The organism is Gordonia namibiensis NBRC 108229 (assembly GCF_000298235.1).
Taxonomy (GTDB): Bacteria; Actinomycetota; Actinomycetes; order Mycobacteriales; family Mycobacteriaceae; genus Gordonia; species Gordonia namibiensis.
In genome coordinates, this window is sequence record NZ_BAHE01000007.1 from 23,709 (window position 1) to 39,697 (window position 15,989).

The window sequence follows — 15,989 nt, forward strand, 5'->3', positions numbered from 1 at the left end:
CGTTGTCCATGACCGATCGCCCGTGGACACTGCTGCACGGCCCGTTGTTCTCCCGCAGCAATCCGCTGGACCGTGAGCACGCGGCACCGCGAATCAGCGCCTACATCTACGGCAACATCCTGATCCTGGCCGCACTCATCCCGCTGCACCTCAACGACGACTTCGTCGGCATCCTGATCTTGCTCGGCACCGCACTGTCGACCTTCGTCGCGCATGTCTTCGCCGAGGCGGTGGGGCGGCGAGTGCACGAGGGCGCCATCCACCCGACGATGAAGACGATGCTCCACCATCTGCGGGACTCGGTGCCGATCCTGTCCTCCGCGTCGGTCCCGTGCCTCATCCTGGCGATGGCGTGGATCGGCTGGATCGATCCGCGCACCGCGCAGCTCGCCGCGGAGATCGTGATCCTCTTACGTATCGGCGGAACGGTTTTCGTCATCGATCGGCTGAACAACGAGAGGCCCAGTCGCGCGACGCTGATCGGGGCTGCCGCGGTCACCGTGGTGGCCACCGTGATCGTCGTGGTCAAGGTCGTGCTGACGCACTGAGCTCGGATCCTCCCAGCACATCGATCGGGGGACCTCGTCAGCCGCCCGCACCCTCCGTGGTGACGGTGAGGATCGACTCGACGTATTCGGGGCGGCAGATCACGAGGTCGGGCAGGTACGTGTCTTCGTTGTTGTAGACGAGCGGCGAGCCGTCGATGCGTCCGCACCACAGCCCCTTCGCCCGGGCGACGGCCACCGGCGCGGCCGAATCCCACTCGTACTGGCCACCCGCGTGCACGTAGGCGTCCGCCTCTCCGCGGACCACCGCCATCGCCTTGGCACCGGCCGAACCCATCGGCAGCAGCTCACCGCCGACCGCGGCGGCGACCTCGTCGGCGAAAGCCGGTGGACGGGAGGAGCTGACGACGACGCGGGGCACGCCGGTGCGTGGGCGCGATGCCAGTCCCTCGGTGGGTTCGACGACCGTGTCGTCGTCGACGTACGTCACGCCGAGTGCAGGGAGTGCCACCGCACCGGCGATCAGTCCGTCGCTCGCCGACCACAGCGCCACGTGCACGGCCCAATCGGTGCGGCCCGCGCCCGGCTCGTAGGTGCCGTACTCACGCGTGCCGTCCACCGGGTCGACGATCCAGACCCGCTCGGCCTGCAGGCGGGACTTGTCGTCCGCCGATTCCTCCGAGAGCACCGCGTCGTCGGGTCGTTCCTCGGCGAGCCTGCGCAGCAGGAACTCGTTGGACTGCGAGTCGCCGGCGTTGCCCAGCTCCTTGCCGGTCAACCCGCTGGTCTTGCGGATGTCCAGGAGGAGTTCTCCTGCCGCGGTGGCCAGTTCGCCTGCGAGTGCTCGATCGTCGGTCACGGGGTTCCCTCTCTGGCGGTACTGCTGATCGGTCGGTTCTGCTGATCCCTCGCCGCATACCCAGGGGCGTCCCCGGCCAACCGCGTCTCTAGAGTCCCAGGTTACGCAGAACCATGTCGGCGACATCGGCGGGCGCGCCGTCCTCGGGGGTGATGACGAGTTCGGCGTCGGCCGGTCGTTCATACGGCGAGTCGATACCGGTGAACTGGCTGATCTCGCCACGGCGGGCCTTGCCGTACAACCCCTTCGGGTCCCGGCGCTCGCACTCCTCGAGCGGGGTGTCGACGAAGATCTCGTAGAACGGCAGACCCCGTTGGGCGTGGATCTCGCGGGCGCGCTGCCGCTCCTCGGCGAACGGACTGATCAGCGACACGATCGCAACCGCACCGGAATCGGCGAAGAGCGCCGCGACCTCGCTGGTGCGGCGGATGTTCTCGCGCCGGTCGTCGTCGGAGAAGCCCAGGTCGGAGTTCAGGCCGTGCCGCAGGTTGTCGCCGTCCATCAGGTAGGCGGGCCGGCCCTCGGCGACGAATCGCCGTTCGAGTTCGACGGCGAGCGACGACTTCCCCGACCCGGAGAGTCCGGTCAGCCAGATGGTGGCACCGCGGTGCGCCCGGTGTTCGCGGGCGACCTTGCTGGCCTGCCAGACGATGTGGCTGTCGTGGCTGACCGGCGCGGTGATCATGCCCGCGCCCACGGTGCGGTTGGTGGCCTCGTCGATGAGGATGAAGCTGCCGGTGTCCCGGTTGCGCCGGTAGGAGTCGAACATGACCGGTTCCTGCGTGTGCACGGTCACGCGCCCGATCTCGTTGAGCGCCAACGCCTCGGCGTTCTCGTCGCGGTGCAGCGAGTTGACGTCCAGCCGGTAGTTGAGGCCGGTGATCTGCGCGCGGGTCAGTCGCGTTCCGCACAGGAGCTGATAACGGTTGTGCGAGCGGAGATCTGCATCCTCGGCGAACCAACAGACCATCGCGTCGATGTCGCGGCCGACGTACGGCCGGTTGTTCGGCCGCGCGAGCATGTCCCCGCGCACGATGTCGATCTCGTCGGCGAGCTCGACCGACACGGCCATCGATGCGAACGCCTCGTCGACGCCGGCCCCACCCGGCCCCCAGATCTCGGTGATGGTGGTGCTGAAACCGCTCGGCAGCACGACGACCTCGTCACCCTTGTTGAACACACCGCCGGCGACCGTACCCGCGTACGCGCGGTGATCGGCGCCGTCGCTGCGCTGGGGCCGGATGACGTACTGCACCGGCAGACGCGCGTCGATGAGGTTGCGGTCGGAGGCGATGTAGACGTGCTCGAGATGACTCAGCAGCGGCCGACCCTCGTACCACGGCATCGCGGCGGACTGTTCGACGACATTGTCGCCGCGCAGCGCCGACATCGGGATGAAGGTCAGGTCGACGACGTTCAGCTTGGCCGCGAAATCGATGAAGTCGGCGCAGATCTCGTCGAAACGTTCCTGTGACCAGTCGACAAGGTCCATCTTGTTGACGCAGACCGTCAGGTGCGGGATCCCCAGCAGCGTCGAGAGGAACGCGTGCCGCCGGGTCTGTTCGAGCACACCCTTACGCGCGTCGATGAGGATCATCGCCAGGTCCGCGGTCGACGCACCGGTCACCATGTTGCGGGTGTACTGCACGTGGCCCGGGGTGTCGGCGATGATGAATTTCCGCCTGGGAGTGGCGAAATAGCGGTACGCGACGTCGATCGTGATGCCCTGCTCACGCTCGGCCCGCAGACCGTCGGTCAGCAGCGCGAGGTTGGCGTACTCGTCACCGCGCTCCGCACTGGTCCGCTCGATCGACTCGAGCTGGTCGGTGAAGATCGCCTTCGAGTCGTAGAGCAACCGGCCGATCAGTGTCGACTTGCCGTCGTCGACGGAACCCGCGGTCGCGAGCCGCAACATCTCGGTGGCACCCCCGGCAGCATTGACCCCGCTCATCAGAAGTACCCCTCCTTCTTGCGATCCTCCATGCCCGACTCGGAGATCCGGTCGTCGGCGCGTGTGGCCCCGCGTTCGGTCAGCCGGGTCACCTCGATCTCCTCGATCACCTTGCTCACGTCGTCGGCGGTCGACAGGACACAGCCGGTGCAGGTGGCGTCGCCGACGGTCCGGAAGCGGACCGTCTCCGTGCGCACCTCCTCACCCGGGAGTTCCTGCAGGAAGCGGGTTTTCGCAAGCAGCATGCCGTCGCGGGGGATCACCTCCCGCTGGTGCGCGTAGTAGATCGACGGCAGGTCGATGCTCTCCGCGGCGATGTACTGCCAGATGTCGAGTTCGGTCCAGTTCGACAGCGGGAAGACCCGGATGTGCTCCCCCTTCGCGTGGCGTCCGTTGTAGAGCCGCCACAGTTCGGGACGCTGGTCCCGCGGGTTCCACGCGCCGAACTCGTCCCGGAAGCTGAAGACCCGTTCCTTGGCCCGCGCTTTCTCCTCGTCGCGACGCGCTCCGCCGAACACGGCGTCGAAGCGGTTCTCGGTGATACCACGAAGCAGCGCCGTGGTCTGCAGACGGTTGCGGCTCGCGCCGGGCCCGGTCTGCTCGACGACGCGGCCGGCGTCGATGTCGTCCTGGACCGAACTCACGATCAGCCGGACGCCCGTCTCGGCGACCACCCGGTCGCGGTAGGCGATCACCTCGTCGAAGTTGTGGCCGGTGTCGACGTGCATCAGCGGGAACGGGACCGGCGCGGGCCAGAACGCCTTGCGGGCGAGGTGGAACATGACGACCGAGTCCTTGCCCCCGGAGAACAGCAGCACCGGACGCTCGAAGGTCGCCGCGACCTCCCGGAAGATGTGCACGGATTCCGCCTCGAGCGCCGCGAGATGCGACAACTCGTACCCGTGCCGACCGGATCGGTGTGCCTGCCGGTCGCCGGCGCTGCCGCCGTCCGCTTCGGTCGTGCTCGTCACCGCGCGCAACCCCCTTGACATGTCGAATATTCGACACTATGTGTTGACAATGTGACACCGACCGTAGGCGACCTCTCCGATGCGCGTCAACCGTCGCGTGCCGCGTCGCCGCCGACCTCGCGCGTGGTCCAGATCGTCGAACTGCTGGCCGGCGCGGATCAGCCGGCGCTGACCCTCGCCGAGATTGTCCGGCAGACCTCCCTCTCGCGGGCGACGGCACACGCGATCGTCGCCGAATTGACCGAACACGGTTGGCTGAGCCGCGACCCCGCCACCGGGCAGTACGGGATCGGCCCCGGATTCCGTACCCTTGCACGGGCCGCCGCGGACGCCGACCACCTGGACCGATGGGCCGCGGCCGCCGCGCACGACCTGTGCGGACGCTTCTCGATCCCCTTCTTCGTGGCCCGCCGATCCTCGGCCGACATCGTCACGCTCGCGGCGCACGCCTTCCCCCCGCATCTCGCGGCCGACTCCGAACCGCATCCGTGGCTGCGCAACGGCAGCCGCATCCGGATCCGCCCGCCGATCTGCCGCGAGTTCGTCGCCTGGGACCCGGTCGAGGCACGCGATGCCTGGATCGCCCAGGCCGCCGAACCCACCCGCACCCGGCTGCGCATGATCCTCGACGTGATCGCCGAACGCGGCTACTCGATCGAGCGGATGACCGACGACCACGCCGCCATCATCGACGCCCTGAACTCCCTGGACACCATGTCGGAAAACCTGCGGAGTCGAGTCGGCGACCTGCTGACCGAGCTGTCGGTGATCGACTACCTCCCGGACGAGCTCGACGCGGGGGCCGGGGAGGGCGTCCCGGTGGTGACCATCGGCGCGCCGATCTTCGACCACACGGGACGGGTCGTCGCCGCGATGGTCGCGTGCCCGAACTCGACCCTGGACGTCGCGGATCTGCAGTCGATCGCCGACGCCACCCGCGCAGCGGCCGAACAGATCTCCGCGCATCTGCGATGAGTTCCGCTGCGGCACCGGGTCTGCCTCTGTGTGCCGACCGTGAACTCCTGCGGCCGGTTTCCGAGAACCGCAGAGGAGACCACGATGGCGGCGACATACACCTTCGACATCTTCACCAGCCTCGACGGCTTCGGCTCCTACGAGGAACCGGGCGACTGGGGCGGGTATTGGGGCAAACAGGGTCCGGAACTACTGGACCACCGCGCCCGACAGTTCGCCGATCCGCACCGAATGATGTTCGGCGCGACGACGTTCCGGGAATTCGTGGCGATGACCGCGGCCGCCGACGAGGACTCCGAGTTCTTCGACCCGTGGGTGCAGTCCATGCGGAACATGCCCACGACCGTGGTGTCGTCGACCATCACCGACACGAGCGGGTGGCCGGACGCGACGGTCGCGAGCGGTGACGGCGTCGAGATCGTCCGGCAACTCAAGGACGAATCCGACGTGCCCCTCCGCTCGCACGGCAGCCTCTCGCTGAACCGCAGCCTGTTGGCAGCCGGGCTCGTCGACCGCATCGTCGTCTCCGTCTTCCCGGTTCTCACCGGCAGATACGGCAGCGCGCCGGTCTTCGGCGGCGTCGAGGGCATCGACCTCGAACTTCTGGACAGCACCGTGCTCGACGGCCGGACAATGGAGCTGGTCTACCACCCGGAGCTCCACCGTTTGACCGACGCGATTTTCCCTACTCGGTGACGAGCACCCGCCATGTTCGCGACAATCGCCGGAAGTCGGCCGCCGGCCGAAGAGTTCCCACGACAACGAGGAGTTCGAACATGGTCCGGACGAAGACGTTCACCAGGCTGGCCGCGGCGGCCCTGTCGATCACGGCCGCGGCAGGACTCGGCCTCGCCGGCACGGGACAAGCCGAGGCGGCACGCGAGTTCCCGGTCTCCAACTGCATCGGCCCGAGCCCGAACATCGTCGACCTCCCGTTCATGGTGCGACGCGCCATCGTCAGCACCTACGGCGGCAACGCCTACATCGCCGCGGACTTCCCCAGCTATTTCCCCGGCGGCTACCAGTCGTCGTTGCGGATGGACTGGCACAACCTGTCCACCGGCAAGCGCGGGTCGAAGGTCAGCAACACCAGGGTGAACCCGCCATATCAGGGTGTCCACTACTTCGTCATCCCGGTGAAGACGATCGGCAAGGGCCGGGTCAACGTCACCCTCGGCGCGACGAACCGCAATGCGTTGTGGAGCGTGCCGTCGACGGGCTGCAGCGGGACGATCGTCGTCCCCTGAGGCCCACCCACTACCAACCAAGCACTTGCTAGGTTAGGCTCGTGGGCATGAGTGATGCCGCCATCCCGCCCGCACTCGGACCCGACGATCTCGGCCCGGACACCCCTCCGGTCGCCTATGAGGTCGGCGGCCCCGAAGGTGCCGTCGCCTACGTGACACTGAACCGTCCCGAGTACCGCAACGCGCAGAACTCGGTCATGACGTATTCGCTCGACGCCGCCTTCCGCAAGGCCGTCGAGGACACGTCCGTGAAGGTCATCGTCCTGCGCGCGAACGGCAAGCACTTCTCGGCCGGCCATGACATCGGCACCCCGGAGCGCGACTTCGACACCTACTACGAGAACGCCGCGGTCCTGCACTGGGACCACACCGACAAGACCGGCGCCGATCAACGTCTCGCCCGCGAGATGGAGGTGTACATGGGGATGTGCCGCCGCTGGCGCGACATCCCCAAGCCACTGATCGCCCAGGTCCACGGCGCCTGCATCGCCGGCGGACTGATGCTGGCCTGGATCTGCGACTTCATCGTCGCCTCCGACGACGCGTTCTTCTCCGATCCGGTCGCACGGATGGGCATCCCGGGCGTCGAGTACTTCGCGCACGCATACGCCCTCGGCACCAGACGGGCCAAGGAGATCCTGTTCACCGGTGAGCGATTCACCGCCACGCAGGCCGCCGACTGGGGCATGGTCAACCACGTCGTGCCGCGGGATCAGCTGGAGACCAAGGTGAACGAGATCGCCGAGAAGGCGGTCACGATGCCGATGCAGGGGCTGTTCCTCAGCAAGAAGGCCGTCAACATCTGCGAGGACCAGATGGGCCTGCGCAACTCCATGGACTCCGTCTTCGGTTGGCACCACTTCGCGCACTCGGCCAATGCCGAGGCGTCGGGCGGCGATTCGCTCGGTGGGATGGATGCCAAGTCCATGAAGGCTTCCGCCGGTCCGGGATCGGGTAGCTGACATGGACCTTTTCTTCGACGACGCAGCCGAACAGTTCCGCGCCGAGGTCCGCTCCTGGCTGGCCGAACACGTTCCGCGCGAACCCCTCCCGTCCATGGACACCGCGGAGGGTTTCGAGGCGCACCGTGAGTGGGAGCGCACGATGGCGGCCGACCGCATGTCCGTCGTCAGTTGGCCCGAGGAGTACGGCGGCCGCGACGCTCCCCTCCTCCACTGGGTGATCTTCGAGGAGGAGTACTACCGGTCGGGCGCACCGGGCCGCGTCAGCCAGAACGGCATCTTCCTCCTCGCCCCGACCCTCTTCGAACATGCGAATCCCGCTCAGCTGGAACGGATCATGCCGCGGATGGCGCGCGCCGACGACATCTGGGGACAGGCCTGGAGCGAGCCGGAGGCAGGCAGCGATCTCGCCTCGCTCCGGTCAACCGCGGTCCGCACCGACGGTGGCTGGCTGCTGAACGGGCAGAAGACGTGGAGTTCCCGATCGAGTTTCGCCGACCGCGCCTTCGGCCTCTTCCGCACCGACAAGGAGGCCCAGCGACACAAGGGCCTCACCTACTTCATGTTCGACCTGCGTGCCGAGGGCGTCACCGTCCGTCCCATCGCGCAGCTCGACGGTGAAGCCGGTTTCGCAGAACTGTTCCTGGAGAACGTCTTCGTGCCCGACGACCCGGCGAACCCCGGCGAGTCCGGGGTCATCGGCGAGGTCGACAACGGCTGGAAGGTGGCGATGAGTACCGCCGCCAACGAGCGCGGACTGTCGCTGCGGGCGCCGGGCCGCTTCCTCGCCACCACCGACCGCCTCGTCGAACTGTGGCGGTCGAAGCGGAACGAGGTGCCCTCGACGGCCAACACCGATGCGCGGGTCGCCGACGCCTGGATCGGGGCACGTGCCTACGAGTTGTCGACCTGGCACACCGTCAGCCGGCTCTCGGCAGGCGGGCAGCTCGGCATGGAGTCCTCGATCAACAAGGTCTTCTGGTCGCAATGGGACATCGCCGCCCACGAGACCGCCCTCGATCTACAGGGACCGGACGCCGAACTCGACGACGCCTGGATGGACGGCTACCTGTTCTCCCTGTCCGGCCCGATCTACGCCGGCACCAACGAGATCCAACGCAATGTCATCGCCGAGCGACTCCTCGGCCTTCCTCGCGGAGATCGCTGATACCACATGGACTTCCAACTCTCCGACATCCACACGGACCTCGCCGCCACCGTCGACGCCATGCTCGGCAAAGCCGACATGCCCGCCGCGGCGCGAGCATGGGCGGCCGGTGACCGGGCCGCGGTGACCAAGGTCTACTCCCAGCTCGCCGACGCCGGGATCAGTGGTCTCCTCATCGACGAATCCCACGGCGGCAGCAGTGCCGGCGCCGTCGAGATGGTCGTCGCCGTCGAACAGCTCGGACGTCACTGCGCACCCGGGCCGATCGTGGAAAGCGTTGCCGTTCTGCCGATCCTGCTGCGCGACGCCGACGTGAACGGCCCCCTGCAGGATCTCGCCGAGGGACGGCTGGCAACCTGCGCCATCGCCCCGCTGCAGCCGCTGGCCCCCGATGTCGAGTCCGCGGACGTGTACGTCGTCGAGGACGGCGTACTGTCGACGGCCACCGTGCTCAGCACCGAACCGTCGGTGGACACCACTCGCACACTGTCGCGGGTGGCTCCGGACAAGACCCTGGCCACCGGGGTCGACCCGTCCGACGCCGTCGACGCCGGCGCACTCGCCACCGCCGCCGAACTCCTCGGACTCGGTCAGGCGATGCTCGGCCTCGCCAGCGAGTATGCGCAGTCCCGCAAGCAGTTCGGTCGGCCGATCGGTTCCTTCCAGGCCGTGAAGCACCACCTCGCCGATGTGGCCATCGCACTCGAGATGGCCCGCCCCCTGGTCCACGCCGCGGCGCTGGGCATCGACGGCCAGGTACCCGAGGGCACCAACGTGTCGCGAGATGTCTCGGCGGCCAAGGTCGCGGCGGCCGACGCCGCACACCTGTCGGCCCGCCGCTCGCTGCAGGTGCTCGGTGCGATCGGTTACACCGCCGAACACGACATCTCGCTGTACATCACCAAGACCCGCGCGCTCCTGTCCGCCTGGGGCTCGCCCGCGGTACATCGTCGACGCATCCTGGAGACACTGTGACCACCGAGACTCTCGCGATCTCCGCCGAGGAACGTGAGGCACTGGCCGAGGCGGTGCGCGACCTCCTACGACGCCGCGGTGACACCGCCTCGGTGCGCAAGGCCATGGCCTCGCCCGGCCGCGTCGACCGGGGCCTGTGGGAGACGCTGTGCACCGAGATCGGTGTCGCGGCGCTCCCCATCCCCGAGGACGCCGGCGGCGCCGGGGCGTCGTGGGCCGAATCGGCCGCTGTGCTCGAAGAACTCGGCGCGACCCTGAGTCCGGTGCCCGCCTTCGGGTCGTCGGTGCTGGCGACCGGTGCGATCCTGCTGGCGCAGGACGACGACACCGCGTCGCAGCTGCTCCCCGCGCTGGCCGCCGGAGAGCAGACGGCCGCGTTGTGCTGGGCCGGCGAACGCGGCTGGGAGACCCCGGGCGTGCGCGCCGACGCCGGCTTGCTGTCCGGCACCGCGCATTTCGTCGTCGATGCCGAATCCGCGGACACCTTCCTGGTGTTGGCGTCGGGTCCCGGTGAACCGGTCACGTTGCACTCGGTCGCCGCCGATGCCGCCGGCGTCACCGTTTCTCCGATGCCGCTCCTCGATCCGACGCGTGCGCTGGCCTCGGTGCGGTTCGACGAGGTCGCGTCCACCGCGATCCCCGCACCTGCCGACCTCGCCGCACGCCTGCGGACGCTGGGGTGGGCCCTGCTCTCCGCCGAGCAGGTCGGCGGCGCCCAGCGCGCCCTCGACCTCACCGTCGAGTACACCAAGTCACGCAAGCAGTTCGGCCGCACCATCGGCTCGTTCCAGGCGCTCAAGCACCGTATGGCCGACATGTACGTGCTCGTCGAGACCGCTCGTTCGATCTCTCGTGCAGCGGTCGCCGCGGTCGCCGTCGACGATCCCGAGGCATCCGACCTGGCTCTCGCCGCCCATGTGTACTGCTCGGATGCCTACCGGCGCATCACCGGCGAGGCCATCCAGTTGCACGGCGGCATCGGCATCACCTGGGAGCACGACATCCAGCTGTACTTCAAACGCGCGCAGGCGTCGTCGCAGTTGCTGGGCGCCCCGCATCTCGCGGTCGCCGAAGCCGCCGCGCGCCTGCGCTGACTCCGGCTTTCAGTCTCGGTTGCGGAGTCGGTCCAGCACCCGTTCGATCGGCTCGGTGAGGACCAGCAGCAGGATCGGCCAGTTCCCGGTTTCGGGGAACACCAGCGTGATGATCAGTGCGATCGCCAGGGCCAACAGGGTTCCCCAGCCGCCGGACGCCTTCGTCCAGCGTCGGGTGGCCTCGTCGTCGGCAAGCAGGTCCGGATGCCGGTGTCCCCACTGGGCGATGCCGACGAGCGCGGCCACCGAGGCCGCGAGCACCCCGATGTAGAAGGTGGTCCCCCATTCGACCCGGCTGTCGTCGATCATCGCCGTGGCGAACGGCAGGATCACGACGGTCAGCAGCCAGACGAAGGTTAGGTTGATCAGGACCGAGTCGTAGGAACGGAAGTACTCCATCGTCTGGTGGTGTTGACGCCACAGGATCCAGATGACGACGAAGCTCACGAAGAAGCTCGTGAGCTCGAGCGAGTGGTCGGAGATCACCTCCGCCACCGAGGTCTCCTCACGCAGGTCGTTCGCGATGTCGACGAGCGGGAGCACCAGCAGCGTGAGCGCGATCGCCACCACCGCGTCCGCGAACGCGATCAGCCGGCTCAGACCTTCTTCCGACTTCCGATTCTCCGGTTCGGCCATGGGTTGAATGTAGAACCCGCCGCTCAGTTGCGCTCACTGTTTCCGTTCGCGCTCACGCGGAATTCGTGAGCGCGAACGGAGTCCGTGAGCGCGACGCGAGTTCAGCCGGAGTGGTGATCGGCCTAGATCGATGACAGGGTGAAGTGACTGGCCGCCGCTACGGACCGTAGCTGACATGACCGACGCCCCCTTGAGTGCCGACAGGTACGCCAAGTGGTTGCGCCGGAGCGCCTTACCCTGACCATCCGATCGACTTCGTTCCCGCGTGACTGTTTACTCCCCGCTGTGCTGTCTCCCTCCCGCTAGCTAGATCTGACCCGCTGGAAGGAGTCACGCAGGCGGGAAGGAAACACGCGAGCGCGAATTCGCTCGATTCGCACTCAGCCAAGGGACCCTGCGAGTGCTCGAGTGCCGTCGCAATTGGTCGATTCTTGAATGTAAGCCTCGCCATCTGGGTATAGGTGCAGGATCAGGCACGAAGTGCACCGCCAGACGAAACGGAAACTGCAAAGGGGTCACGACATCTGGTATTCGTGGTCGCCTGCCTGTCCCTGAACCGGAGTCACCCCCAGTCTTTCTCGGAGACTACTGCGGGACGCCCGGAGCGACTGCGATGACCGCTGAAGGGGCGACACTCTACTGCGCTCGGCGCGAGTACACCGACGCGTACGTTTGGTACACCTCACCTGGAGTCGCTCCAAATCCGACGTACACACCGCCGACGACGGACATAGTGCCCCCCGGGAAGCGACTACGGCAGTGAAGCCCATACCGAAACGTGCATGGGTAAGACCGGACAGACCTATGACCAGTGCAAGGAACAGATAGAGGGCAGCCGCCCGAATCGACTTTCGTTTACCGCGTGGATATTTCCCATCCGCTGGCCAGATCTGACCCGCGGGAAGGAAACACATCGGCGGGACGGAGACATACCCGCGGGAACCGCGCGGCGCCCGCTACTCCCCGAACGCCGCCGCGACCGTCGCCTCGTCCAGTCCGTAGTCGGACAGCTGGTAGCGGTGCTGCGGCTTCCGCGCACCGGACCTGCTCTCCTCGTCGAGGGCGGTCACCGCCGCGCGGGCAGCGTCGGACATGGGGGTGTCGAGCGCGGCATAGACACGTTCGACGGTGCCCATCGGGTCCGAGCGGAGGTCGGCGAAGTCGATGTCGAGGAACTGGGCGGGGTCGTACGTCTCCCGGGCGCGGGAGAACTCGCGCAACCCGCGCGACCACAGTTCCAGCTGGTCCTGTCCGATCTGGGCACCGGTGAAGGTCGTCGACCAGCCGGGGGTGGCGTGCTCGGCGAGGCTGCACATCGACGCGATGATGGTCGACGGGGCGCGGTGGGTCTGGATGACCAGCGCATCGGGGTAGGCGGCCATCAGGGCGTCGAGCGCGAACAGGTGGCTCGGGTTCTTGAGCACCCACCGCTTATCCGGGTCGTTCAACCCGATCAGCTGCAGATTCTTTCGATGCCTCAGATACGCAGGCGTCCAGTCCTGTTGCGCCAGCCAGCGCGAGTAGGACGGGATGTGGGCGAGCGACTCGTAGGAGATCGAGGTGACGCTCTGCCGCAACAACTGCCAGCATTCCTCGACCTCGCCCGCGTCCATGTAGTGCAGACCCATGAACTCCGGGTTCTCGACGTGGTGCTGCTCGAAGCCGGCCTGGATTTGCCGGTACACCGGGTTGTCGGCCCACGTGTCCCGCGGCGGCCGCGGCTGCGGGAACTCCGCGAGCCACATCTCGAGGCCCTGGTGGTCTGGGTCGGCGGCCAGGAGCCGGTGCAACGCAGTGGTTCCCGTGCGCGGCAGACCGGTCACGAAGATGGGCCGGGTGATCTCGACCCCGGCGTGCTCGGGGTTCGCCTTCCACGACGCCTCACTCAGCAACCGGGCGACGAGTGCGCCTTTGAGGAAGAACCGGAACATCTTGCTGCCGAGCTCGGTGAGTCCGGCCTCGGACCGGTAGGAGTCGAGCAGGAGACCCAGTGGCTCGAGGTAATCGGTGTCGCCGAAGTCCTCGAGGCCGGTGGCCCGGGTGGCCGAAGCATGCAGGTCCTCGATGGTCCCGACGTCGGTACGCGCTGCACTAGTCATGGTATTCACCGCAATTCACGTCCAGGGTGTGCCCGGTGATCGCCCGGGCCATCGGCGAGGCGAGGAACATCACGGCGTCGGCGATCTCGTCCGGCTCGGGCAGACGTTTGAGATCGGACTTCGACGCGGTCTGCTCGTAGACCTGCTCGGGCGTGATCCCGTACTTCTTGGCGACCTCGCCGAAGTACCATTTGAGCTGGTCGTCCCAGATGTAACCGGGCGCCACCGAATTGATCCGGATACCGCGATCCCCCAGCTCCGACGCCAGCGTCTGCGACATGGCCAGCAGCGCCGACTTGGCGATCTTGTAGCTGCCGTACCGCGGTTCGGAGTGCCGGATGACCATCGAGTTGATGTTCACGATCGATCCGTTCGACTCGGCGAGCGAGTCGGTGAACGACTTGATGACGCGCAGTGTCCCGACGACGGTGACCTCGATGCTGCTGGTGATCTGGTCGAAGTCGGTGCGCCCGAGCGGTTTCATCGACGGTAGGGCGAAGGCGTTGTTGACCAGGACATCCGCGCTACCGAACTCGGCAAGCGTGGTGGCGACCAGATTGTCGACGGCGGCGTCGTCGGTGATGTCGGTCGGCACGACGAGGCTGGTCCCGCCTGCCGCATCGACCTCGGCGGCAACCTCTTTCAGGCGCGACTCGGTGCGGGCCGCGAGGACGACCCGGGCACCCTGGGCAGCGGCACGCAGGCAGATCGAGCGCCCCAACCCGGGACCCACGCCCGATACGACGACCACCTTGTCGTCGAGCAGACCCGCTCCAGAACTCATCCCAGCATCCTCTCGGCGAACGCGCGCTGCCGCGCGGCGATCCGGTCGGACCAACCGGCGGCGTCGATCTTGTTGTGTTCGAAGTGCGGCAGGTGGGCGGCCACCTCGTCGATGGCGACAACCGTTGCCGTGGGGCCGAGTTCCGGACCGATGGGCGAGTCGCTGCGCTGCCAGCGGAACTGCAGGATGCCCTTCTCCCGGCCGGTCGTCTCGATCCAGTTGGCGACGCCGGGATCGCGGTGGGACACGACCATCCGGATCATGCCGTCCGGATCGACCTGCGCCTGAGCCGAATTGAGGCTGGTCTGGTGGTTGACGTAGTCGAGCGAGATGTACCACATGCTCCCGAGCTGGAATCCCTGATAGGGCGCGTCGGATTTCGGGATGGTGATGACCATCGCCTCGTCGGGCCCCAACCGGTAGTGACCCACCGACGAGAACTGCGTGCTGAGTCCGCCAGGTGTCTGGCGGGGCGGGGTGAACGTGTTGACCGGTTCGTCGAGATAGAACCACTTGGGGAAGTTGAACCAGGTGTTGATGCGCGCCGTCAGCATCTTGCCCGCGGTCGCATACCTGCGTGCGACGCGTGCGAGATCGGCTTCCGCCGGCGCGGTGCCGACGGTGTCGACGCGCTCGATGGTGATCGAACCCTTGCGCTCGGTCCAGTCGGAGTACACCTCACGGACCGCGAGCATCGACGCGCCCTCACCGAGGGCGAAGTAGTTGTCGGGCGGATCGGCGATCGCCGGCCCGAAGGTCAGCTCGAACGTGCCGTCGTCGGCGATGGTCAGGCGACGGTCGTCGAAGGCGTCCTCGCCCCCGGGCACCGCGGACGGCGTGTAGTCGCCGCGCAGCACCTGGAAGCTGAGATCGGTTGTGGTGCCGCGGCGTCCGCGGACCACGTAGGTCCCGGTCGGTTCGACGTCGGCGTGGTAGTACAGCGTGTCCGGGTTGTCGAGACCCATCTTGGTCGACGGTCCGGTCGAGGTCACGAAGTTCGGATGTGACAACGACCGGCCGCGAACCAGCTGGATGATCGCGGCGATGCTGCCCGCCAGATAGTCGTATCCCTCGGCGAGATCCTGCTCGGTCTCGGCGAACTCCGCCGAGGCGACCAGCTTCTCGGCCTCGGCGATCGCATCGGTCAGGGGCTTGGTCAGGTCCTGCGGTACAGCGATCTCGCGCGAGCTCATAGCCAGGTGTCTCCGCCCGTCCAGGTCAGGAAGTTCTCGAGTTCGGCCTGTGCCGGCGTCACCCGCGGATGTTCGGTCGACAGGTAGCCGCCGCGGTAGAAGAGCAACGGCTTGTCCTGCAGCACTTCGCCGAGCGTGAGGGCTCGGCCGATGACGATGTGGTGATCGCCACCGTCGGTGACCCGTTCGACGTCGCATTCGACCCAGGTCAGCGCATGCCGGATCACCGGCAGTCCGGCCGGCGACGGGTCCCAGGTGATGTTGGCGAACTTGTCGTCGCCCGGGGCGCCGAAGGCAGCGCTCACGTCCTGCTGTCGGTTGGACAGGACGTTGACGCAGAACTTGCCGGTCTTCTCGATGACCTTCCAGCTCCGGGAGGTCTTCATCGGGCAGAACAGCACCAGCGGCGGGTCGAGGGACAGCGCGGCGAACGACTGACAGGCGAAGCCGACGGGTTTGCCGTCGTCGTCGACGGTCGTGATGACCGTGACGCCGGTGCAGAACTGACCCATCGCGGTACGGAACTGCCGGGAGTCGAACTCCGCGGACCCGTAGGGCGTCTGGGCCAT

The 15,989-nt window shown here is 67.4% G+C and carries 16 protein-coding genes; 8 read left to right on the forward strand and 8 right to left on the reverse strand.

All coding sequences use genetic code 11. The annotated features are described in order from the left end of the window. Positions 1-8 precede the first annotated feature (8 nt). The gene (locus tag GONAM_RS03375) at positions 9-548 is read left to right on the forward strand and encodes a hypothetical protein (protein WP_006865370.1); all 540 of its coding nucleotides are present in this window, start codon (positions 9-11) and stop codon (positions 546-548) included. 37 nt (positions 549-585) lie between these two features. On the opposite strand, the gene GONAM_RS03380 is transcribed toward GONAM_RS03375, so the two are convergent. The 3 genes from GONAM_RS03380 to cysD form a co-directional block, all read right to left on the reverse strand. Continuing rightward, positions 586-1,365, reverse strand: a complete 780-nt coding sequence (locus tag GONAM_RS03380; protein WP_006865371.1) for a 3'(2'),5'-bisphosphate nucleotidase CysQ — start codon at positions 1,363-1,365, stop codon at positions 586-588. A gap of 88 nt (positions 1,366-1,453) precedes the next feature. After that, complete coding sequence (gene cysC, locus GONAM_RS03385; protein WP_006865372.1) at positions 1,454-3,316, reverse strand: adenylyl-sulfate kinase; 1,863 nt, start codon at positions 3,314-3,316, stop codon at positions 1,454-1,456. Next, positions 3,316-4,287, reverse strand: coding sequence for a sulfate adenylyltransferase subunit CysD (gene cysD, locus GONAM_RS03390; RefSeq protein WP_006865373.1), 972 nt, complete (start codon positions 4,285-4,287; stop codon positions 3,316-3,318). The genes cysC and cysD overlap by 1 nt, the downstream gene beginning before the upstream one ends. A gap of 51 nt (positions 4,288-4,338) precedes the next feature. On the opposite strand from cysD, the gene GONAM_RS03395 reads away from it, so the two are divergent. The 7 genes from GONAM_RS03395 to GONAM_RS03425 all read left to right on the forward strand — a co-directional run bounded on the left by GONAM_RS03395 (position 4,339) and on the right by GONAM_RS03425 (position 10,708). Continuing rightward, the gene (locus GONAM_RS03395) at positions 4,339-5,262 is read left to right on the forward strand and encodes an IclR family transcriptional regulator (protein WP_006865374.1); all 924 of its coding nucleotides are present in this window, start codon (positions 4,339-4,341) and stop codon (positions 5,260-5,262) included. A gap of 84 nt (positions 5,263-5,346) precedes the next feature. After that, positions 5,347-5,958, forward strand: a complete 612-nt coding sequence (locus tag GONAM_RS03400; RefSeq protein WP_006865375.1) for a dihydrofolate reductase family protein — start codon at positions 5,347-5,349, stop codon at positions 5,956-5,958. A gap of 80 nt (positions 5,959-6,038) precedes the next feature. After that, complete coding sequence (locus GONAM_RS03405; RefSeq protein ID WP_006865376.1) at positions 6,039-6,509, forward strand: hypothetical protein; 471 nt, start codon at positions 6,039-6,041, stop codon at positions 6,507-6,509. Positions 6,510-6,556: 47 nt separating this feature from the next. Continuing rightward, positions 6,557-7,471, forward strand: a complete 915-nt coding sequence (locus tag GONAM_RS03410; protein ID WP_006865377.1) for an enoyl-CoA hydratase — start codon at positions 6,557-6,559, stop codon at positions 7,469-7,471. A gap of 1 nt (position 7,472) precedes the next feature. Further along, positions 7,473-8,639, forward strand: coding sequence for an acyl-CoA dehydrogenase family protein (locus GONAM_RS03415; RefSeq protein ID WP_006865378.1), 1,167 nt, complete (start codon positions 7,473-7,475; stop codon positions 8,637-8,639). Between the two features lie 6 nt (positions 8,640-8,645). Continuing rightward, the gene (locus GONAM_RS03420; protein ID WP_006865379.1) at positions 8,646-9,614 is read left to right on the forward strand and encodes an acyl-CoA dehydrogenase family protein; all 969 of its coding nucleotides are present in this window, start codon (positions 8,646-8,648) and stop codon (positions 9,612-9,614) included. Then, positions 9,611-10,708, forward strand: a complete 1,098-nt coding sequence (locus tag GONAM_RS03425; RefSeq protein WP_006865380.1) for an acyl-CoA dehydrogenase family protein — start codon at positions 9,611-9,613, stop codon at positions 10,706-10,708. The genes GONAM_RS03420 and GONAM_RS03425 overlap by 4 nt, the downstream gene beginning before the upstream one ends. Before the next feature lie 9 nt (positions 10,709-10,717). Here GONAM_RS03425 and GONAM_RS03430 read toward each other — a convergent pair whose 3' ends face one another. From GONAM_RS03430 to hsaB, 5 genes are all read right to left on the reverse strand, one after another. After that, a complete protein-coding gene (locus GONAM_RS03430) occupies positions 10,718-11,344 on the reverse strand; it encodes a TMEM175 family protein (RefSeq protein ID WP_006865381.1) in 627 nt (208 codons plus the stop codon). A 956-nt stretch (positions 11,345-12,300) separates the two neighbouring features. Then, on the reverse strand, positions 12,301-13,443 hold the full coding sequence (locus GONAM_RS03435) for a sulfotransferase family protein (protein ID WP_006865382.1): 1,143 nt from the start codon (positions 13,441-13,443) through the stop codon (positions 12,301-12,303). After that, a complete protein-coding gene (locus GONAM_RS03440; RefSeq protein ID WP_006865383.1) occupies positions 13,436-14,227 on the reverse strand; it encodes an SDR family oxidoreductase in 792 nt (263 codons plus the stop codon). The genes GONAM_RS03435 and GONAM_RS03440 overlap by 8 nt, the downstream gene beginning before the upstream one ends. After that, entirely contained in the window at positions 14,224-15,420 is a 1,197-nt protein-coding gene (locus tag GONAM_RS03445; RefSeq protein WP_006865384.1) for a hypothetical protein, read from the reverse strand. Before GONAM_RS03445 ends, GONAM_RS03440 begins: the two co-directional genes overlap by 4 nt. Beyond that, a complete protein-coding gene (gene hsaB, locus GONAM_RS03450; protein WP_006865385.1) occupies positions 15,417-15,989 on the reverse strand; it encodes a 3-hydroxy-9,10-secoandrosta-1,3,5(10)-triene-9,17-dione monooxygenase reductase subunit in 573 nt (190 codons plus the stop codon). Before hsaB ends, GONAM_RS03445 begins: the two co-directional genes overlap by 4 nt.